Annotated in this window: 21 protein-coding genes; 11 read left to right on the top strand and 10 right to left on the bottom strand. The window is 63.1% G+C overall.

Going from position 1 to position 20,612, the window contains the following annotated elements:
* The first annotated feature begins 4 nt into the window (after window positions 1-4).
* A complete protein-coding gene (locus BMZ70_RS10005) occupies window positions 5-1,153 on the top strand; it encodes a PilT/PilU family type 4a pilus ATPase (RefSeq protein ID WP_092273112.1) in 1,149 nt (382 codons plus the stop codon).
* On the opposite strand, the gene BMZ70_RS10010 is transcribed toward BMZ70_RS10005, so the two are convergent.
* The 3 genes from BMZ70_RS10010 to BMZ70_RS10020 form a co-directional block, all read right to left on the bottom strand.
* Window positions 1,150-1,884, bottom strand: coding sequence for a hypothetical protein (locus tag BMZ70_RS10010; RefSeq protein ID WP_130300811.1), 735 nt, complete (start codon window positions 1,882-1,884; stop codon window positions 1,150-1,152). The genes BMZ70_RS10005 and BMZ70_RS10010 overlap by 4 nt on opposite strands.
* 137 nt (window positions 1,885-2,021) lie before the next feature.
* Window positions 2,022-2,738, bottom strand: a complete 717-nt coding sequence (locus BMZ70_RS10015; protein ID WP_373922514.1) for an SDR family oxidoreductase — start codon at window positions 2,736-2,738, stop codon at window positions 2,022-2,024.
* 6 nt (window positions 2,739-2,744) lie between these two features.
* Window positions 2,745-3,740 (bottom strand): polysaccharide deacetylase family protein, encoded by a 996-nt coding sequence (locus tag BMZ70_RS10020; protein ID WP_092273121.1) that lies wholly within the window; start codon window positions 3,738-3,740, stop codon window positions 2,745-2,747.
* A gap of 117 nt (window positions 3,741-3,857) precedes the next feature.
* On the opposite strand from BMZ70_RS10020, the gene BMZ70_RS10025 reads away from it, so the two are divergent.
* Window positions 3,858-4,769, top strand: a complete 912-nt coding sequence (locus tag BMZ70_RS10025) for a LysR family transcriptional regulator (protein ID WP_092273124.1) — start codon at window positions 3,858-3,860, stop codon at window positions 4,767-4,769.
* Here the strand turns inward: BMZ70_RS10025 and BMZ70_RS28810 are convergent.
* Window positions 4,766-5,431: a PEP-CTERM sorting domain-containing protein gene (locus BMZ70_RS28810; RefSeq protein ID WP_229205361.1), complete on the bottom strand. Its 666-nt coding sequence runs from the start codon at window positions 5,429-5,431 to the stop codon at window positions 4,766-4,768. The genes BMZ70_RS10025 and BMZ70_RS28810 overlap by 4 nt on opposite strands.
* Window positions 5,432-5,599: 168 nt before the next feature.
* Between BMZ70_RS28810 and BMZ70_RS10035 the strand changes: the two genes are divergently transcribed.
* From BMZ70_RS10035 to BMZ70_RS10050, 4 genes are read left to right on the top strand one after another with little or no spacing between them, the layout of a single operon-like run.
* Complete coding sequence (locus BMZ70_RS10035; protein WP_092273130.1) at window positions 5,600-5,953, top strand: ArsC family reductase; 354 nt, start codon at window positions 5,600-5,602, stop codon at window positions 5,951-5,953.
* Between the two features lies 1 nt (window position 5,954).
* On the top strand, window positions 5,955-7,088 hold the full coding sequence (dapE, locus tag BMZ70_RS10040; protein ID WP_092273133.1) for a succinyl-diaminopimelate desuccinylase: 1,134 nt from the start codon (window positions 5,955-5,957) through the stop codon (window positions 7,086-7,088).
* A 6-nt stretch (window positions 7,089-7,094) separates the two neighbouring features.
* Window positions 7,095-7,982, top strand: coding sequence for a 50S ribosomal protein L3 N(5)-glutamine methyltransferase (gene prmB / locus BMZ70_RS10045; RefSeq protein ID WP_092273136.1), 888 nt, complete (start codon window positions 7,095-7,097; stop codon window positions 7,980-7,982).
* Between the two features lie 11 nt (window positions 7,983-7,993).
* A complete protein-coding gene (locus tag BMZ70_RS10050; RefSeq protein ID WP_092273138.1) occupies window positions 7,994-10,000 on the top strand; it encodes an ATP-binding cassette domain-containing protein in 2,007 nt (668 codons plus the stop codon).
* A 2-nt stretch (window positions 10,001-10,002) separates the two neighbouring features.
* Here the strand turns inward: BMZ70_RS10050 and BMZ70_RS10055 are convergent, their stop codons facing one another.
* Complete coding sequence (locus BMZ70_RS10055; protein ID WP_092273141.1) at window positions 10,003-10,479, bottom strand: chemotaxis protein CheW; 477 nt, start codon at window positions 10,477-10,479, stop codon at window positions 10,003-10,005.
* Between the two features lie 115 nt (window positions 10,480-10,594).
* Here BMZ70_RS10055 and arfB point away from each other — a divergent pair, with 115 nt between their 5' ends.
* Entirely contained in the window at window positions 10,595-10,990 is a 396-nt protein-coding gene (arfB, locus tag BMZ70_RS10060) for an alternative ribosome rescue aminoacyl-tRNA hydrolase ArfB (protein WP_092273144.1), read from the top strand.
* Here the strand turns inward: arfB and BMZ70_RS10065 are convergent.
* Window positions 10,980-11,699, bottom strand: coding sequence for a sulfite exporter TauE/SafE family protein (locus BMZ70_RS10065; protein WP_307183763.1), 720 nt, complete (start codon window positions 11,697-11,699; stop codon window positions 10,980-10,982). The genes arfB and BMZ70_RS10065 overlap by 11 nt on opposite strands.
* Window positions 11,700-11,776: 77 nt before the next feature.
* On the opposite strand from BMZ70_RS10065, the gene BMZ70_RS10070 reads away from it, so the two are divergent.
* Window positions 11,777-12,667 (top strand): LysR family transcriptional regulator, encoded by an 891-nt coding sequence (locus BMZ70_RS10070; protein WP_092273150.1) that lies wholly within the window; start codon window positions 11,777-11,779, stop codon window positions 12,665-12,667.
* Between the two features lie 10 nt (window positions 12,668-12,677).
* Here the strand turns inward: BMZ70_RS10070 and BMZ70_RS10075 are convergent, their stop codons facing one another.
* From BMZ70_RS10075 to BMZ70_RS10085, 3 genes are all read right to left on the bottom strand, one after another.
* The gene (locus tag BMZ70_RS10075) at window positions 12,678-14,546 is read right to left on the bottom strand and encodes a flagellar assembly protein A (RefSeq protein WP_229205362.1); all 1,869 of its coding nucleotides are present in this window, start codon (window positions 14,544-14,546) and stop codon (window positions 12,678-12,680) included.
* Between the two features lie 64 nt (window positions 14,547-14,610).
* Window positions 14,611-16,407 (bottom strand): FapA family protein, encoded by a 1,797-nt coding sequence (locus BMZ70_RS10080; RefSeq protein ID WP_092273152.1) that lies wholly within the window; start codon window positions 16,405-16,407, stop codon window positions 14,611-14,613.
* A 302-nt stretch (window positions 16,408-16,709) separates the two neighbouring features.
* A complete protein-coding gene (locus BMZ70_RS10085; RefSeq protein WP_229205363.1) occupies window positions 16,710-17,009 on the bottom strand; it encodes a hypothetical protein in 300 nt (99 codons plus the stop codon).
* A 243-nt stretch (window positions 17,010-17,252) separates the two neighbouring features.
* Here BMZ70_RS10085 and ompR point away from each other — a divergent pair, with 243 nt between their 5' ends.
* From ompR to BMZ70_RS10100, 3 genes are read left to right on the top strand one after another with little or no spacing between them, the layout of a single operon-like run.
* Window positions 17,253-18,020, top strand: a complete 768-nt coding sequence (ompR, locus tag BMZ70_RS10090) for an osmolarity response regulator transcription factor OmpR (RefSeq protein ID WP_092273155.1) — start codon at window positions 17,253-17,255, stop codon at window positions 18,018-18,020.
* Between the two features lies 1 nt (window position 18,021).
* Complete coding sequence (locus tag BMZ70_RS10095; protein ID WP_092273158.1) at window positions 18,022-19,389, top strand: ATP-binding protein; 1,368 nt, start codon at window positions 18,022-18,024, stop codon at window positions 19,387-19,389.
* A complete protein-coding gene (locus tag BMZ70_RS10100; RefSeq protein ID WP_229205364.1) occupies window positions 19,389-20,111 on the top strand; it encodes a hypothetical protein in 723 nt (240 codons plus the stop codon). Before BMZ70_RS10095 ends, BMZ70_RS10100 begins: the two co-directional genes overlap by 1 nt.
* Here the strand turns inward: BMZ70_RS10100 and BMZ70_RS10105 are convergent.
* Window positions 20,098-20,598, bottom strand: a complete 501-nt coding sequence (locus BMZ70_RS10105; protein WP_092273161.1) for an Imm26 family immunity protein — start codon at window positions 20,596-20,598, stop codon at window positions 20,098-20,100. The two genes, BMZ70_RS10100 and BMZ70_RS10105, sit on opposite strands and share 14 nt — an antisense overlap.
* Window positions 20,599-20,612 lie beyond the last annotated feature (14 nt).

The following is a 20,612-nucleotide window of genomic DNA, read 5'->3' on the forward strand; positions in this document are numbered from 1 at the left end:
CATCATGGCTATGGACCGCTTGTTCCAACTCATGAAGGAAAAGAACGCGTCGGACATGTTTTTCGCGGTGAACTCTCCGGTTCACATCAAGATCAACGGGAATCTCATCCCGATCAACCAGCAAAAGCTGGAGCCGGAGAACATCCATGCCCTGCTGGCGGAAATCGCCACGCCGGAGCAGATGGACGAACTGGCAGCCACCAATGAACTGAACATGGGCGTTTCGGTGCCGAACCTGGGCCGCTTCCGCCTGTCCGCGTTCAAGCAGCGCGGCACCATCTCCGCCGTGTTCCGCTTTGTGCCCGCCACTATCCCGCTGCTGGCCGACCTGCAGCTGCCGCCGGTGCTGGCGGACCTGATCATGGAAAAGCGCGGCTTGCTGCTGCTGGTGGGCTCCACCGGTTCCGGCAAATCGACCACCATCGCCTCGATGCTGGATCACCGCAACGAACTGCGCTCCGGCCATATCCTGACGCTGGAAGATCCGATCGAGTACCTGTTCCGGAATAAGAAATCCATCGTCAACCAGCGCGAAATCGGCAGCGACGCCAAGGACTTCTACACCGCGCTGCGCAACTCCATGCGCCAGGCGCCGGACTGCATCCTGATCGGCGAAATCCGCGACAAGGAAACGATGGCGGCGGCGCTGGCCTATGCGCAGTCGGGCCACCTGGTGCTGGCCACGCTGCACGCGAATAACAGCTACAACGCTTTAAACCGCATCATCAGCTTCTACCCGATCGAGAACCGCGCGGCGCTGCTGCAGGATTTGTCGAGCACCGTGAAAGCCATCGTGTCGCAGCGGCTGGTGCGCTCGATCAACGGCGGCACCCGTTCGGCGGCGGTGGAAGTGATGGTCAACACGCGCTACATCGCGGACCTGATCGAAAAAGGCGAAATCGGCCAGATCAAGGAAGCGATGGAAAAGAGCATGTCGCCCGGCTCGCAATCGTTCGAGCAAGCCTTGCTCAAGCTGGTGCAGGATGGACTGGTCAGCCAGGACGAAGCACTGGCCAACGCCGATTCCGCCACCAACCTGCTGTGGCTCTTGAATAATGGCCCGGACAGCAAACTCGCCAAAGCCGACGAGCCGGAAGCCAAGGCCGCGCCGAGCAGCGAGGCTTCCTTTACCGAATTTACGCTGAATACCTAGTCGATCGTAAACCTGAACTCTCCGCTCAATACCAGCGCGGGGTCGATGCCTTCCGGCCGCGTATAGCGCGCCAGCGCAAAGTCGCTTTTCGCCTTCACATAATTCAGCAATTCCTTCTCAATCTTGCGCTCGTCATGGAACTGCGCCTTCGACATATCGCGATTGCCTGGCGAGCTGTCGGCCGTCTGCTCGAAAATCCAGGTGATGACGCCGCTCGATGGAACAAACTTCATCGCCAGATTTCCCTGCATGCGGTACGCAAGGGATGCCGGCGGATACTGGGTACGGCCAAACACCTCGCTCATCACGCCCGCCATGTAGACGCAAGCGCGGAACACCTCCGGCGGCATGCGTTCCAGCTCGTCATTGAAAGCGTCGGGCTGCTTCAGCGGATCGGCCTTGGGAGTGCAGCTGCCCGGCAAGCCATATGAACGCTGGGCCGCGAACCATAAGGCGCGGCCGTTATCGCGCCCAGGCGCAGCCAGCGCCGCCACCATTGCATGCCATGCGGTCGGGCTTCCCGCCTGATAGGCCATCTCGTACAGGCTAACCGCCTTCTCCCAGTTAGCCTTCATGCAGACGCCATCCTCCATCATGGCGGCGGCCATCATCAACACGTCGGGCTGGCGCGCCTTGATGCCATCCTTGACCTCCTGCACGGCGGCCGGGCAATCCTGATTATCCAGGAGTGCGGCAAGCCTACGGGTTTCGCGCGGGTCCGGCCGCTTCACGACAGGGTCGGCCCACACACTAAATGCAAACGACGCGGTACACAGCGCCAAGACGATGCGGAGGTTCAGGGCAACAGGCATGTTGGCAAGAGTAGTTATAAATAAAGCATTATACCCTCCTCCAGGATCGAAATACGTCAGGCGATCACGCCGCCGCCATCCACCAGCACCGTGGAGCCGGTGGCGAACGGCGTCGTCACCAGATAGACGATGGCATTGGCCAGGTCTTCCGGCTGGCCGACGCGCTGCGCCGGCAAGCGCGCCGCAACCGCTTCAAACTTGGCCGCCCGCACCTCATCGCTCATGCCGGACCACATCGGCGTGGCCACCATCCCCGGCGACACCGTATTCACACGCACCGGCGACAGCTCGAGCGCGAGGCCGCGCCCCAGCGATTCCAGCGCCGCGTTGATGGCGCCCTGCAGCACCGACGTCTTGCTCGGGCGTGCAGCGAGAAAACCCGACACCAGCGTCAGCGAACCGCCGGCAGCGATTTTAACGGCACGCGCCACGCGATACGCGCCCCAGAACTTGCTGTTCATGGCCGCATAGGCGTCCACCAGCGGCAGCTCCCGCACCGGGCCGGACGAGGTCTGCGCCGCCGACACCACGACGTGATCGTATTCTTCCTGCGCCGCGAAAAACGCTTCGACGGCGGCATCGTTGGACGTATCGAGAACGGCGGTGCGCACCGAGCCGCCGATCCGCGCCGCCGCAGCCTGCAGCTTGGCCGGGTCACGCGAGGCGATGGTCACTTGCGCGCCCAATGCCGCCAGCTCGCGGGCCGCAGCCTCGCCGATGCCGGAACTACCGCCAACGACCAGTACTTTTTTTCCTTCGAGTTTGCTCATGATGGCTCCTTAAATGGTTTCGGTTTCGCGCAGCGTGTCGGCGCGGCCCGCCGCAAAACGCGCTATTTCATCCTTGCGCATGAAGGCCACGCCCGGATGCGACTTTGCATAACGCAGGAATTCGTCCAGCACCCGCACCATCTGCGGAGAACCGCTGATACGGTCATGGGTGCTGACCGACATCATGCGGCGGCGCGTCGCGCCTTCCTCGTACAGCTGATCGAATTCCAGCTTGATCTGCTCAAGGAACTGGCTGGGTGAGTAATTGCGCCCTTCGATCAGCAGGATGTCGTTGTTACGCAGCGTGTATGGCACCACCACGAAGTCCTTGCCGTTGACCTGCTCGATGAACGGTTCGTCGCGACTCAGGTCATCGATGTGATAGGTGTAGCCCAGCTCCTGCAGCAGCGGCAGGGTGTTCGGCCCGCGACGCAGCCAGTTGGCGTTGTAGCCGGTGGGGCGCTGGCCAGTCACCTCTTCCACCATGCGGGTGGCATCGATCAGGAACTTGCGCTCTTCCGCACGGTTCATCGCATACTGCGAACTCCAGCGCGGACCGTGCGCAGCCGCCTCGTGGCCGCGACGCACGATCTCGCGCGCCAACTCCGGATGGCGGCGCGCCGCCTCGCCAATCATGTGCGAGGTCACCTTGACGCCATGCTTATCCCACAGGTCCAGCAGGCGCGGGATGCCTTCGCGGTAGCCGTAGGCGAACCAGGTGTTGGCGGTCAGGTCGGCCGGCACGCTGGCCGGAAAGTCCACTTTCGGGAACGGGCTGTCCGTGCCTTTGGCTGGCTGGCCGCCGGCTTCGAACTGCATGGAGAGAGAAATGACCAGCCGCGCATCGCCCGGCCAGAAGCCGCCTTTGCCTGCGGTGGCTGCGCTGGTTGCGGGCGCGGTTTGCGCCTCCACGGCCGGCGCCAGCAAGCTGGCGGCAGCAAGCGCGCCGGCCTGCCCGAGGAAACTGCGGCGCGAAGTAGGCGCGGTGTCGTTCGAAAGCTTCATCATCTCTCCTTCAGCAATAGTTGGGTGGTTGATGTAGCTATAATATGACCTAGAAAGCGCCTGAAATAGCCCCGAACGGGTGAATCATATTTTCCATTTCGCGAAGAATAGACCGTTATGCTCGACGACTTGCCTGCCCTCTCCGCCTTTGCCCGCATCGTCAGCGCGGGCAGCATGTCCGCCGCCGCGCGGGAACTGGACCTGCCGCTGTCGGTCATCAGCAAGCGCATGGCGCAGCTGGAAAAGCGCATCGGCGTGCGGCTGCTGCAACGGACCACGCGCCGCCAGGCACTGACAGAAGAAGGCGCCCTGCTCCACGCGCGCGTGCTGCGCATCCTCGACGAAATCGAACAGGCGGAATCGCTGCTGTCGCACAGCCGGCGCGAAGTGAGCGGCTTATTGCGCGTGACAGCGCCTGGTGAATTCGGCCGGCAGCACATCGTGCCCATCGTGGCCGACTTCCAGCGCCAACACCCGCAATTGACGGTGCAACTGGACCTGGGCGACGCCGTAGTGAACCTGCTGGAAAGCGGCCATGACCTGGCGATCCGCTTCGGCAGCCTGGAAGATTCGAGTCTGGTGGCGCGGCAGCTGGCGCCCAACTACCGCGTGGCCTGCGCCGCACCGGCCTATCTGGCGCAACACGGCATGCCCAGCCAGCCGTCGGAACTGGCGCAGCACCGCTGCATCCTGATCGGAGACCAGCGCCGCGCCGAATGGCGTTTTCAAGGTGAAGAAGAAGTGGCCGTCCGCGTGACCGGCGCCCTGATCACCAACGACGGCCAGGCGGCCCATGCCCTGGCCTTGCAGGCCGCCGGCATCGTGGTCAAATCGATCTGGGATGTGGGAGACGATATCCTGGCCGGACGGCTGCAGCGCGTACTACCCAGCCATGCGATGCCAGCGGCTCCCCTGAACGCGATTTTCCCGCACGGCCAGCACCTTGCGCCGCGCGTGCGCGCCTTCATCGACTACCTTCAGGCGCGCTTGCGGCAGGCATGGCGCTGGGATGCTCCAAACCAGGCCTAAACCTTGCGGCGGCGCGCCAGCAGGCCAAGCACCGCCAGCCCTGCGCCCAGCATGGCGTAGGTTGCCGGCTCCGGCACCGCATGCGTCATCCCGTAGGCGACGTTGTCGATGCCGACGTTGTAGGCGCTATCTTCCCATTCGATCCGGATGCCATCCGCGCCTATCCACATGCCGTTAAAGCTGGTCGGCATATTCGGGCTGGACATGCCCACACTGCCCTTGAACGCATACAGTACATTGCCGCTCAGGTCCGAGATGGTGATGTGCGTATCCCTCGAGGTGTTGGCGTAGGCGCCCATATCGAAGTGCGTCAGCATTACCGCCATGCCGTTGAGCGACTTGATATCAATACGGCCTTGCGAGTTCCCGTCGCTGCCGTTAGCAAAGGCCACGCCGCGCAGCGTGTTGTAGTCGGCATCCCACCAGTTGAGCGAGGTGCCGGGGATGCGCGGCGCAGAGTACTGCACGTCGATCATGCCGGGCATGTCCCCATACGACTGGGACAGGTAGGCCCAGTTGGCGCACGCCATAAGGGCGCCATTGCCATCGGCGGCGGCGTTGCAGACACCAGGTCCGTCAAAGTCGATGATCGCCGCATGGGCAGCAGGAATGGCAAATGCCAGGCTGGCCAGCCCGGCGACGATGGTTGATTTTGTTTTCATTTTTCTCTCCAGTGATCCCCGGTACAGCCTTTCCAGTATGGTCACTGTCAAGAAAATAGCCATTTGATAATTACTGCGCCCTGTTTTTGCCGAATAGGCCGAAGCTATCAGCTATCAGCCGTGCCACGCGGCGTGGTATCCTACCGGGTCTAACTTTCCCGACTTATCATGACCATTACCGTCTACGGCATCCCGAACTGCGATACCGTTAAAAAAGCACGCACCTGGCTGGCCGACCAGCAGCAGGATTTTGTCTTTCACGATTTTAAAAAGCAGGGCCTGACGCGCGAGATCGTCGCCGGCTGGCTGAAACACCTGTCGCGCGACGTGCTGGTGAACCGCAAAGGCACCACCTGGCGCGCCCTGTCCGATGAGCGCAAGGCGTCCATCGTCGATGACGAAGCGGCCATCGCGCTGATGCTGGAAAATCCTTCCGTCATCAAGCGCCCGGTGCTGGACAAGAACGGCGCCTTCTCCGTCGGCTTCTCCGACGCGCAGTACCAACAAATTTTCAACGGCTGATATGACTCCTTCCAAGACCCTGGCGCTGACCGAAAAACTGATCTCCCTGTCCTCCGTCACCCCGGACGATAAGGGCTGCCAGCAGCACCTGATCGACTTGCTCACCCCTCTGGGCTTCAAGTGCGAAACCATAGCATCGAACGGCGTGACCAACCTGTGGGCGCGCCGTGGCACGACTTCTCCTGTGATGGTGTTCGCCGGCCACACCGACGTGGTGCCGACCGGCCCTGTCGAACAATGGCGCTCGCAGCCCTTCACCCCGACCCACCGCGACGGCAAGCTGTATGGCCGTGGCGCAGCCGACATGAAAACCTCGATCGCCGCCTTCGTGGTGGCCTGCGAAGAATTCATCGCCAAGCACGACGACCACAAGGGCTCTATCGCCTTCCTGATCACCAGCGATGAAGAAGGCCCGGCCACCGACGGCACCGTCATCGTCTGCAATATGCTCAAAGAGCGCGGCGAAACGCTGGACTACTGCATCGTCGGCGAGCCAACCTCGGACGAAACCCTGGGCGACATGATCAAGAACGGCCGTCGCGGCTCGCTGTCCGGCAAGTTGACGATCAAGGGCGTGCAAGGCCACATCGCCTACCCGCAGTTGGCCAAGAACCCGATCCACCTCGGCGCGCCTGCGTTGGCCGAACTGGCGGCCGAAGTCTGGGACCACGGTAACGAGTACTACCTGCCCACCTCGTGGCAGATGTCGAACATCCACGCCGGCACTGGCGCGAACAACGTCATCCCGGGCGAGATGGTCATCGACTTCAACTTCCGCTTCTCCACCGCCAGCACGCACGAAGACCTGAAGCGCCGCGTGCACGCCATCCTGGACAAGCACAATCTGCACTACGACCTGAAATGGGCGCTGAGCGGCCTGCCGTTCCTGACCCCGCGCGGTACGCTGAGCGACGCGCTGTCGGCCGCCATCAAGTCGGAAACCGGCGTGGAGACCGAACTGTCGACCACCGGCGGCACCTCGGACGGCCGCTTTATCGCGCAGATCTGCCCGCAAGTGATAGAATTCGGCCCCCCGAATGCCAGCATTCACAAGATCGATGAGCATATCGAACTGCGTTTCGTCGATCCGCTGAAGAATATTTATCGCCGTACGCTGGAAAACCTGTTGACCTAAACTGCCATGACCACCACGCCATTCACCACGCCGCGCGACCTGTTGCGCTACGCCGTCACCCGCTTCAACACCGCCCAGCTGTTCTTCGGCCACGGCAGCGCGGAAGCCTATGACGAAGCAGCCTATCTGATCCTGCACACGCTCAAGCTGCCGCTGGACCTGCTCGACCCGTTCCTCGACGCGAAGCTGCTGCCGGAAGAAATCGCGGCGGTGATGGCGGTGATCGAACGCCGCGTCAATGACCGCGTGCCGGCGGCCTACATCACCAACGAAGCCTTCCTGGGCAGCTACAAGTTCTACGTCGACGAGCGCACCATCGTGCCGCGCTCCTTCATCGCCGAGCTGATTCCCGAATACTTCGCGCCGTGGGTCAACGAGCCTGAGAATGTGACCAACATCCTGGAACTGTGCACCGGCTCCGGCTGCCTCGCCATCATGATGGCGGACGCCTTCCCCGATGCGCTCGTCGATGCTGTCGACATTTCGGCCGACGCGCTGGAAGTCGCCAAGCGCAACGTGGCGACCTACGAACTGGAAGACCGCCTGACGCTGATCCAGTCCGACCTGTACGCCAATGTGCCGAACAAGAAGTATGACCTGATCATCACCAATCCGCCGTACGTGAACTCGTCCTCGATGAGCAAGCTGCCGATGGAGTACCGCGCCGAGCCTGAACTGGCGCTGGACGGCGGCAAGGACGGCATGGACATCGTGCGCCGCATCGTGGCCGGCGCCGCTGAGCGCCTGACCGACGACGGCCTGCTGATCGTCGAAATCGGCAATGAAAAAGAATTCGCTGAAGCCGCATTCGGTGAAATGGGCCTGACCTGGCTCACCACCAGCAACGGCGACGACATGGTCTTCCTGCTGACGGCTGACCAACTGAAACTCTAAGAAGAACACGAATGATCCGCTTCAACCAAGTAAGCCTGATGCGCGGCGTAAAGCCGCTGCTGGAACAAGTCGACGTCACCCTCAATCCCGGCGATAAAATCGGTTTGATCGGCGCCAATGGCGCCGGCAAATCCAGCCTGTTCGCGATGATGCGCAACGAGCTGCACCCGGACCAGGGCGATATCGACTTCCCGGCCAAATGGCGCGTCGCTTACGTGGCGCAGGAAACCCCGCCGCTGGAACGCGCCGCCCTCGATTACGCCATCGACGGCGACGTCGGCCTGCGCAAGCTGCAAGCGGAGTTGGAACGACTGGAGTCCGAGCCGGAATCCACCGAGAACGGCATCGCCATCGGTGAAGTCTATAGCGCGCTGGCCGACGCCGACGCCTACACCGTGCAGTCGCGCGGCGAACAGCTGCTGCTGGGCCTCGGTTTCTCGCTCGACCAGATGCAGCAGCCGGTAGCCAGCTTCTCGGGCGGCTGGCGTATGCGCCTGAATCTGGCGCAAGCGCTGATGTGCCCTTCCGACCTGCTGCTGCTCGATGAACCGACCAACCACCTGGACCTGGACGCCATCATCTGGCTGGAAGACTGGCTGAAACGCTACACCGGCACGCTGCTCATCATCTCCCACGATCGCGACTTCCTCGACGAAATCGTCAACGTCATCGTGCACATCGACGAGCGCAAACTGAAACGCTACTCGGGCAACTACTCGGCGTTTGAACGCCAACGTGCAGCGCAACTGGCGCTGGCCGCCGGCGCTCTGGAAAAGCAGCAGCGCAAGCGCGCTCACCTCGAATCGTTCATCGAACGCTTCAAGGCCAAGGCTTCCAAGGCACGCCAGGCGCAGAGCCGCATGAAGGCGCTGGCCAAGATGGAAGAACTGGCGCCGCTGCGCGCCGCCGCCGAGTTCTCGTTCGAATTCCGCGAACCTGCGAACGCGCCCAACCCGCTGCTGGTGATGGAAGACGTCAACGCCGGCTACCGCAACGAAAACGAGAAAACCGGCGAAGTGACCGAGAAGACCATCGTCAGCGATATCAACTTCTCGCTGCAGATCGGCCAGCGTATCGGCCTGCTGGGTATTAACGGCGCTGGTAAGTCGACGCTGATCAAGACCATCGCCGGCGAGCTGATGCCGCTGACCGGCGAATCCACCACCGGCAAGGGCCTGAACATCGGCTACTTCGCCCAGCATCAGGTGGAGATGCTGCGTCACGACGAATCGCCGCTGTGGCATCTGGCGAAGATTGCGCCGACCACGCGCGAGCAGGAACTGCGCAACTTCCTCGGCGGCTTCAACTTCCCAGGCACGATGGTGACCAGCCCGATCGCACCGTTCTCCGGCGGCGAGAAGGCACGCCTGGCATTGGCCCTGATCGTGTGGCAGCGCCCTAACCTGCTGCTGCTTGACGAACCAACCAATCACCTGGATCTGGAAACCCGCGAAGCGCTGACCGAAGCGCTGGCGCAGTTTGAAGGCACGCTGGTGGTGGTATCGCACGATCGCCATCTGCTGCGCGCCACCACCGACCAGTTCATCATCGTCGCCGACGGCAAGCTGCAGCCGTTCGACGGCGACCTGGATGACTACAAGGACTGGCTGTTCCAGACCAAGCTGGGTAAAGGCACCGACGTGCTGCCGGCGGCGGGTAAGGAAAACAAGACCGCGTTCCCGGTGCAGTCGCCGGTCGCGCCGGCGAAAGTGGAAGCCGCTGCGCCGGTGGTCAACAGCAAGGAGCAAAAGCGCAAGGAAGCGGAAGATCGCCAGCGCATCTCCGCGCTGCGCAAGCCGATCGAGCAAAAGATCAAGCGCCTGGACGAGCAAATCGCCAAGCGCACGGCGCAGAAGGCTGATGTGGATGCCCAGTTGGGCGAGGAGTCGATCTACGACGCCGCCAACAAGGCCAAGCTGAAACAACTGCTGGCCGACCAGGCTTTCTTCACCAAGGACCTGGGCGAGCTGGAAGGCCAGTGGCTGGAGCTGCAAGAGCAGCTGGAAGCCATCGTTTAAAGCTAGGCCGCTTGGCGGGCGCCGAACTGTACTTTGCGGATCGACATCAGCTTATCGATGTCGACCACAATCAGGCGGCGCCCGTCCAGATCTCCCAAGCCCACCAGGTAATCAACACCGCCGGCGCCGGCAATCGGCTCGATCTGCTCGGGCTTGAGCGCGACGATGTCCGTCACGCCGTCCACCACCATTCCCATCACACAGCTGGACAGCTTGAGGATGATCACATCCGTCAGCGGATCGTGTTCCGGCGGGCGCGGCCCGAAGGCGATGCGCATGTCGACGATCGGCATGATCACCCCGCGCGACACCACCACGCCGGTGACGATTTCCCCATCCGACGAAAAGCGTTCCAGCGCCTGCAAGGGCCGCAGCTCCTGCACCTTGTTAAAGTCCAGCGCGTAATCGAGTCCGCCGAGCCGGAAAACCAGATACTGGCATGCCTCGCCGGCGGCGGCTTGCGTTATCGAAGAAGACATGATGATCCTTTCGTTCGGAGAACAGCAAGTCTCATCCTAACCGCGCGCCAGCCCGCAGGCGTTGAGGCGCATCAAGCTAACCGGGCGCAGGCCGCAGGTTTGCTACAATCGCCACATGAACATTATCAATCCAGACGAGGTGGAATTCACCGCCATCCGCGCCCAGGGGCCGGGCGGACAGAACGTGAACAAGGTATCGAACGCCGTACACGTGCGATTCGACATCACCGCTTCTTCGCTACCCGACCACATCAAGGAACGCCTGCTGGCTGTGCGCGACGGCCGCATCACGCGTGAAGGCGTGGTGGTGCTGAAGGCGCAGCAATCGCGCAGCCTCGGCGCCAACAAGGCGGATGCCTTGCGCCGCCTGCAGGAACTGGTCGACAGCGTGGCCGTGCTGCCCACCGTGCGCCGCGCCACCAAGCCGACAATGGGTTCACAACGCCGCCGCCTCGAAGGCAAGGCCAAGGACGGCGAACGCAAACAGCTGCGCGGCAAAATCACATTCTGATCAACTGGTGCGCGCCCAGCGCCAGCAGCGCGATGAAGAAGCAGCGGCGGAACAACAGCGGCGACATGCGCTCGCGCAGCCACTGCCCCAATTGCATGCCGATCACGGCCGGGACCAGCGCCAGCAAGGATCCGCCCGCCGCTGCCGCGTGCCATTCGCCACGCACCGCCAGCAAGACCGCCAGCGCCAGCGTGGCGACAGTGAAGGCCATGCCCATCGCCGGTATCAAGTCGTCCTTGTCCAGATTGAGCGCTTGCAGATATGGAGCGACCGGCATCACGAACACGCCGGTCACGCCGGCCATGAAGCCGGTGGCGGCCCCCGCCAACGGCCCGGCCCAGTGCTCGGCGGACGGCGGCACATGCATGCGCCAGCCGGTCAATCCCAGCAGGCCATAGCCCGCCAGTGCCAGCCCAAGCAGCAGCGCGCCGCCGGCCAGCCCATCGCCCAGCAGTGCCACGCAGGCCGTGCCGACGCAGATGGCCAGCAGCAGCCAGCGAAAACGCAGCCATAGCGGATACAGCGCCGGCCCAGTCGCCAGCTGCCATACATTCGTTACAGACGAAGGCACAATCAGCAACGCGGCGGCTTCCAGCGGCGGCATGCGCAAGGTGAGCAAGGCCACCGCCACAGTCGGCAATCCCATGCCGGTAACGCCTTTGACAACACCGGCCAGCACAAAAACGAAAGCAATAAACAAGGTATCCATGCCCGCCATTGTGCCGCGCCGGGCCGCTGGGCGGAATCTGGCATATACTGAGGCAGACTTCGGATAAAACATAGGCTATGCGCTTCGACCTGACCGACCTTAAGCTGTTCGTCCATATTGCCGACAGCGGCAGCATCACCGCCGGCGCGGCGCTGGCGCACCTGGCGCTGCCGTCGGCCAGCGCGCGCGTGCGCGGCATGGAAGAAGCGCTCAACGTGCCACTACTGCAGCGCGGCCGGCGCGGCGCCGAGCCGACCGAAGCCGGACGCACGCTGTTGCAGCACGCCCGCACCATCCTGCGCCAAGTGGACGACATGCACGCCGACCTGGCGCAATTCGCCACCGGCCTCAAGGGACAAGTGCGCCTGCTCTGCAATACCTCGGCCATGACCGAATTCCTGCCGGACGCGCTGGCCGCCTTCCTGGCCGCGCATCCGCAGCTGAGCATTAATCTGGAAGAACGCCTGAGCCGCGACATCGTGCAGGCGGTGGCGGACGGCGCCGCCGATATCGGCATCATCACCGATGCGGTGGACCGCGCCGCGCTGCAAACCTTCCCCTTTCGCGACGATCCGCTGGTGCTGGCGATGGCGCGCAGCCATCCGCTGGCGCACGCGCTGGGCCACAAGCGCCACGTGGCGTTCGAGGCGGCGCTGGAATATGACTTCATCGGCCTGGCCGGCGACAGCGCCTTGCAGCAGTACGCGGCGGGACAGGCGGAACGGCTGGGCCGCCGCATGCACTGCAAAATCCGCCTGCGCAGCTTTGAAGCCATCTGCCGCATGGCCGCCAGCGGCGCGGGACTGGCGCTACTGCCCGAAACAGCCGCACGCCGCAGCCCGGACGATCTGCGCATCGTGAAGTTGAGCGATGCGTGGGCAGACCGCAAGCTGCTGATCTGCGTGCGCGATGAAGCCGCCCTGCCCGGCTATGCGCGAGAACTGGTGGCGGCGCTGCGCCGAACTTAATCCGCCGGACTTAATCCGCCAAATATGGCGCCCAGTTGATCGGGCCCACAGGCCCGCTGTGCAGCACCGTCATGCCCGGCACGGCGGTGCGCACCTTGGCCTTGACTTCCTTGGCCGGCCGGTCGTAGGGCGGCGCCTCGCCAGGCACGAAGCTCATGGTCCGCAGCAGCACGTCGCCGGTCAACAGCTCCACCACGCAGCGCGAGCCGCGCTGCACGGCGCTCTTCTGCCGCTGCACCTGATTGACCTCTTCCTGCGCCTGTTCCATCTGCACCTGCGCCGCCTTCACCTTCAGCGAAATCTTGGCCACCTGCCGCAGCAAGGGGCCGACCGCTTCCGCCATCTTGTGGAACAAGGGTTCCTGCTCCGGCGTCAGCATCACCTCACGCTTGCGCACGCGGGTGGCCAGCGTCAGGTAGTTGCGGACTTCGGTCTGGCTGGTGATGGCGTCCATCTCCGCCTTGCGCACATCGGCTTCGCGCGCGGCCTGCTGCACCTTGGGCTGCAGCTCGGCGATCTTCTTGTCGAACTTCGAGGTATCCGGCACCAGCGCGTAGAGCAGCATTTCGTTTTGCTTGCGCGGCCCGGCGTGCACGATCTCGATCTTGCGCGCTGCGATGGCGCAGCCCTCGGCCACCTTGATCACCACCTCTTCCGCGATGATCTCGCAATTGCTGGCTTCCCCGATCACCACGCGGGTGCCGGTAATGATGCAGCTTTCCGCGCGCGCCAGTGCGATCTCGCCGCGCCTGGTCTGCAACACCGCGCCGGACGCCACGCCCTGCACGCGAATCGCGCCGTCGGCATTGGTGGCGGTGCCGCCCATCAGGTTTTTGCTCAGCACAATATCGCCGCCGCGCGAGACGATGTTGCCGAACACGTCGCCGTGAATGGTGATGTTCCCGCCCTCCACCGAGCGCTGTTCCTGCACATCGCCGAATTCCTCGTACTCGCCGGTGAGTTGCAGGTTGCCGGTGGTGCGCGCGCTCACGCCCTCGCGGCTGATGATCTTCGGCCCGATCGACAAACGCTTGGTGCCTGGGTCGAGGCTCAGAAAGCCCTCCACCGCCGACACCAGGTATTCGCCATCCTTCAGGCTCTCAATCACCGTGCCTTCGCCGGCCACCGTGGTCAGCTCGATGTCCTTGGGCACCGGCGGCTCCAGCACCAGTCCTGACAACTCATAGCCGCGCACACCCGGCGTACGCGGCACCTTGCGCAGCAGCTTGACGTTGGGCTTCACTTGCGGGAAGCGGTTCTGGAAGGTCTGCCAATCGAGCTTGCCATCAGCCTTCTGCAGCGGCGCGTTGCTGCGATGGAGATCCTGCGATACTTCAGCGATGGAAGCGTCCTTGCCCGGTGTGGCATTGAGGCGCCGGGCCACCACGATGCGCGCCAGCCGTCCGGTGCCGATCACGTCACGCACCGCCGGCGCATCGATACCGAAGCGGATCCCCTTGATCCACATATCGGCCACGAATTCGTCGAAGTTCAGGCGCGCCGGTTGCGGCGGCATGTCCGGCACCTCGAAGAACACCGGCTCGAAATAGTACTCGGCCTCGCCGTTGATGATCTTGACGTTCTTGTACAGCGAACGGCGCGGCGCGTGGAAAGGCTCGATGCTGTCGGCAAAGCGCAGCAGCGGCTTGTTGCGTAAGTTCTCCGGCAAATCGGGGCCGACGTTGTACAGCACTTTGCTGAACACCGCGTAATCGAGGCCGGCAAAATAGGCGCTGCTCATGAAGACCTGGCTGACCGCCGCAAGGCAGCCTACGGCGGCGGCATCGGTTGAAAAATAGATGCCGTCACCTCGCCTGACGATCGCTGCAGGCAGATCGCCTTCTGCGTTTTGTTCCAGCGCCGTAGCGTCGTCTGACACGGTCTAATCCCCAGGAAGTTGTAAGCCCAAGATTAGCATTTACGCCGGGCTTGCGCCAGCCGCTTCAAGGCCGCGCAAACCGCTGGCGCGGATTCAAATGCCAGTCCAGCGTCCCGGTGCTGTCGGAGAACAGCAACTCGCCGCCGCTCGGCGTGCCGCGCAAGCGCGCCTTGAGATCCTTGGGCGGCAAGGCGCGCATGGCGGTGGTGTCGCCCGCAAACGGCATGGTGCGCACCATCGTCTCGCCGTTGACCAGGTGCAGGCCGCAGCGCGCAATGCCGGCCGCCTCCATCTTCTGTTCGATCACGCGGTCCAGGCGGTCGCTGAGCAGCTTGTGCTGCGTCTGGCCGGCTTGCAAATCCTGCTGCAGTTTGTGGACGGCCTTGATCTCCTCCGCCACCGCACTGGCGATCTTGCGCAGGTGCTGCCCCTGCTCCGGCGTCAGCACCAGTTCCTGCGTGCGCAGCTTGGCGGCCAGCGCCAGGTAGCGGCGCACATCCGGCTGCGCCGAGATGCGGTCAAGCTCCTCCTTGCTGGCCTCATTGGCCTGCGCGAAGGCGGCCACGCGCTGTTCCAGTTCGGCGATCTCCGCGTCGAACTGCGTCACGTCCTTCACCAGCACATAAATCAGCATTTCGGTGCGGCGGCGCGGGCCGGCGCTTTCCAGTTCCACGTTGCGGCCGGCGATGGCGCAGCCTTCCGCTACTTCGATGAACACTTCATCGGCGATGATCTCGCAGTTGGAGGCCTCCACCAGCTTGACGCTGGTGCCGGAGATGACGCAGTTCTCGGCACGGTTGATGGAGATGCTGCCATTGGTCGCGACGATCACCGAGTTGGAAGCAACGCCGGCGATGTTGATGCTGCCGGCCGCGTTATGCACGCTGCCGCTGACCAGGTTCTTGTCCAGCACCACAGTGCCGCCGCGCGAATTGATATTGCCGTAGACGTTGCCGTGCACCGTGATATCGCTGCCGGTGACGTCGCGCTGCTCCTGCACATCGCCGAATTCCTCGTAGGCGCCGGCCAGCTCCAGGTTGCCTGTGGTGCGGCCGCTGACGCCTTCGAGGCTGACGATTTTATCGTTGATGGAAATGCGGTTGGACTTCGCGTCCACACTCAGGAAGCCTTCGCGCGTGGAGACCAGGTACTCGCCATCTTCGAACATCTTGGCTTCCGTGCCGTCGCCGGCCAGGAAGCGCAGCGTCAAGTCCTTGGGCGGTTCGGGATCGGTCTTGCGCCCGGCCAGGTCGAAGCCCGGCAGGCCCGGCACCGGCGGCAGCTTTTTCAGCAGCCGCATGCCGGCCTTAATCTGCGGGAAGCGGTTCTGGAAGCTTTGCAGATCGACCCGGCCATCGGCGCGCTCTTTGGGCGCATCGCTGCGATGCAGGTCGGACGAGACTTCCACCACGGTCGCATCCTGTCCCTTCTCGGGTTCGAGGTCGGTGGCGAAGGTGATGCGGTCAGGTTTGGTCGAGGTCATGGCCGCCTTCACGGCCGCCACGTCGATGCCGAAATGGATCCCCTTGTTCCACATGTCGGCGATGAATTCGTCGATATCGAGGTACACCGGGCGCTCCGGGATCACGGTGCCGTCGGGCAGCGTCATCTCTTCCTGATATAGCTGCTGGAAGTAGTACTCGGCGTAGGAGACGCTCATCTTCGGCGCCTTGTACAGCGCCAGCCGCTGACCGTCGAACACGCGCACGTCGTCGGCCAGGCGCAGCGACTCCTGGCCGGGATTGAGCGCCGGCCCCACATCGTACAAAGCCTTGAGCAGCGCTGGATAATTGAGGCCGACGAAAAACCAACCCGATTGAAACACGTGCGTCACTGCGGCCACCAGCGCCGGCTTGCTCATGCTCAGATCAATGTAAATTCCGTCCGCTAGTCTTCCCAGCCCTATAGGCAAGCCTGGACCTGGGGCTTCTGGCTCCCGGTCGGCGGCTAGCGCTGCGGATGCAACGTCTTGAACCACGGTCTTCCTCCAAACGGCACGCTCGGGCCGAAAGGCGTTGCGTGTGATTAATTTATCTTACACGCAGACCATGCGGAATATATGAAAAAAGGTGGCGAAAACGGCACAACTGTGAAGTTATTGATACACATCAATACCAATAAATTAATAAACGTGCCGTTCTTGCATCTTTAATTAAAAGATAATCAACGCCGTGGGGGATTGGCGTACAGGTCCTGCCCGACCTCGTTGATCTGGCGGCGCAGATCGCGGCGTTCGTCCGGCGTCATGCGGCCAACGCGGCGATTGAGTTCCGCATTGCGGCTGGCTTCCTGCATCGCGCGGCGCTGTTCTTCGGCGCGCGCTTCGTAGCTGCGCGGATCGATCTGGCGATTGTCGCTGGCGCGTTGATCGTTGCGTTGGCCGCCCTGCTGGTGTTGCGGCTGCTCGCGGCGCGGACCGTCACCGCCATCGGCGTGCGCCAGTGCGGCGCTGCAAGCCAGCACGGAAGCCGTAATGACTCGAACGCAAAAAGATGCGCTAGCTACCGCGGATATTTTTTTGTGATCGATGAACATGGCGTTCCTAAGAGCTGAATCTATGCCCGCAGTGTATGATGCTTTGACCGAGGGGGTAAGGCTAATTGGGTAAAGTTTGTAATAATTTGTAATGACTTATCCTGTGTGCGTTTTCGCAGGACGATTATGACGTTACCATAGCAACATGAATAAGACAAATCTGGCTGCCAAATGACTAGCACAACGACTGAATCCGGCAACAACAACGCCAACTCGAACGGCCACGCCGCCAAGATCATGGTGGTGGACGACGACGTTCGCCTGCGCGACCTGCTGCGCCGCTACCTCACCGAACAAGGCTTCAACGTCTTCACCGCCGAAAGCGCGACCGCCATGAACAAGCTGTGGCTGCGCGAGCGCTATGACCTGCTGGTGCTGGACCTGATGCTGCCCGGCGAAGACGGCCTGTCGATCTGCCGCCGCCTGCGCGGCGCCGGCGACCAGACTCCGATCATCATGCTGACCGCCAAAGGCGAGGACGTGGACCGCATCGTCGGCCTGGAAATGGGCGCGGACGACTACCTGCCGAAGCCATTCAACCCGCGCGAGCTGGTGGCCCGCATCGGCGCCGTGCTGCGCCGCCGTGGCCCGGACGAGATTCCGGGCGCGCCGTCGGAAACGCCGCAGACCTTTGAATTCGGCCAGTTCGTGCTGGACCTGGGCACCCGCACGCTGAAGAAAAACGGCGAGACCGTGCCGCTGACCACCGGCGAATTCTCGGTGCTGAAAGTATTTGCACGCCATGCGCGCCAGCCGCTGTCGCGCGAAAAGCTGATGGAACTGGCGCGCGGCCGCGAATACGAAGTGTTCGACCGCAGCCTCGATGTGCAGATCTCGCGCCTGCGCAAGCTGATCGAACCGGATCCATCGAGCCCACTGTACATCCAGACCGTTTGGGGCCTGGGCTATGTGTTCATCCCGGAGGGACAGCCGCGCTAATATGAAGTTGCCGCTGAAGTTACCTTTCCCGCTCCGTGTCGCCAGCCTGAAAAGCGGCTTATTCTGGCGCACCTTCTTCCTGCTTGGCGCGCTGACCACCACCAGCATGACGGCGTGGGTCGGCATGATCAGTCTGGTGCAGCACGAGCCGCAGGTGCAGCAGATCTCCTCACAGGTGATCTCGGTGGTCACCATCACCCACGCCGCCCTCACCCACTCCGCGCCCGAGCTGCGGCGCGAGCTGCTGTTCGAGCTTGTGTCGAATGAGGGCATCCGCGTGTTCCCGCTGGAGGAGGACGACAAGGTCGAGCCGCCGGCCAGCAACGCGCTGATGCCGGACATCGAAAAGCTGGTGAAGGCCAAGCTGGGTGCCGATACGCGCTTTTCGTCCAAGGTGAACGGCGTGGCGGGCTTCTGGGTCAGCTTCAACATCGACGATGACCAGTACTGGCTGATGCTGGAACGCGAACGCATACGCGGCCTGACCGGCATCCAGTGGCTGGGCTGGGCCAGCGTGGTGTCGGTGGTGTCGCTGTTGGGCGCAGCTTTCATTTCCAGCCTGATCAACCTGCCGCTGCGCCGCCTGACGCAAGCCACGCGCGATTTCGCGCAGGGCAAGCGCCCGGCGCCGCTGCCGGAAAAAGGCCCGATCGAGATCATGGAAGCCAACCGCAGCTTCAACCAGATGGTCGAAGATCTTCAACAAGTTGAATCCGACCGCGCCGTGATCCTGGCCGGCATCTCACACGACCTGCGTACGCCGCTGGCGCGCATGCAGCTGGAAGTGGAGATGGCCAACCTGCCGGACGAGGCGCGCGAAGGCATGCAGTCCGATATCGGCCAGATGGACGCCATCATCGGCCAGTTCCTCGATTACGCCAAACCGACCGAAGCGTCCAGCTTTATCAACGTCGACATCAGCGAACTGCTGACCGACACCGCGCACGAGGCTTCGCGCCTGCATGATGTACGCATCAATACCGATATCGCACCCGGCGCGCATGCGATGGGCAACGCCACCGATATCAAGCGCGTCATCAATAACCTGATCGAGAACGCCCGCCGTTACGGCAAGACCCCGGGCGAGGAGTTCACCGAGATCGATATCAAGTGCAGCGTCAAGGGCATGCATACCTCAAAGCGCGTCACCATCGAGGTGCAGGACCACGGCAGCGGCGTGCCGCCGGAGCAGATCGAACAGCTGCTCAAGCCTTTCACCCGGCTGGACACGGCGCGCGGCCAGGCCAATGGCGCCGGCCTCGGACTGGCGATTGTCGACCGTGTGATGACGCGCCACAACGCCGAACTGAATGTCCGCAACCGCGACGGCGGCGGCCTGCAGATCCAGATCGTGATGAAGGGACTGTGATGCGGCGCGGTTCCCTGCGCCTTGCGCGGCAGATCGCTGCCTGCGTTGTCGCGGCGGCCGGCTTCGGCGCGGGCGCCGATGCAACATACGCTGCGCCTCCTGCGCCTGCCGTGCAAACGCGCGAACCGACGGCGGAGGAGCGCACCTCGTTCGACGAATACTACCGCGAGCAGGTGCCGGCCCGCTTGAGCGGCGGCCCGTCGCTGTTTGCGCCAGCCTTCGATATCCAGCGCCGTCGCGGCGAACCGTGGCAAGTGATCGCGCGCGTCGACTCCTCGCCGCGCCACTACACGCCGGAACTGTGCCGGCAAGTCCGCACCAGCTACATCTACGACGCCAGGGCGCCCAAAGGCCAGCGCTGGACGACCACCGCCGCAGAGCCGGAATGGTACGTCTGGCTGGCGACGCCGAAAGTAATCTGCACCGCCGCCAAGTACACGGTGCGCATGGAACCAGCCGTCGCCAACGCCGACGCCACCGCGCTGCTGCGCCAGCACCGCGACCTGCTGCTGCGGGCGCGCCTTCTGTTTGCCGGTAACTCAGGCTGCGCGCGTCAACGCGCCCTGACCTTCCGCCTGAGCGCCATCGAACCGGCGCCGCCGGCCAACGGCGCACCGCAAATGGTAGGCATGGTATTCGAGAGCGACCGCGATACTCGTGTGCGCGTCGCCGTGCGTAAGCATCGCGGCGAGTACGCGGCCTGGAACGTCAACTGCGAGTAGCAGCGGAACGATTGATCGGATGGTCAGGCCCTTCCAGCAGCTTGGTCAGCAATAGCTCCACCGAACCGTAGCCATACAGCGAATCAGGATCCAGTCCCGCCGTTTCATACGGCACCGATTCCTCGCGCTCCGAGCGGCTCGGATCAGCATCCGCATAGGTCACGCGCCATGCACGCTTGAGCGCATCGGCGCGGCGCAGGAATTGCGGCACCGGCCACATAGCGGGATCCCACACAGCGCTATCGCCCAGCACGCGCCAATGGCCGCTGACCAGCGCCATGTCGCCGCAGCGCAGCACCTTGACCGCGTCCTGCGGGCGCAAGGTATCCAACTCCTCCACCGACGGTACACGCGCCAGCTTCGGGCCGAACAGATACGCGAGCATGATCTTGCTACCCGGTGACAGGCGCGCCACCATACCCCAACCGTAGCCACCGTCCAGCAATGGCACGGCAAACCAGCTCCCCTCTTGATACGACTGCTTCATTCAAACCCTTTCAT

It is taken from the genome of Duganella sp. CF402 (assembly GCF_900109645.1).
Classification (GTDB): Bacteria; Pseudomonadota; Gammaproteobacteria; order Burkholderiales; family Burkholderiaceae_D; genus Rugamonas.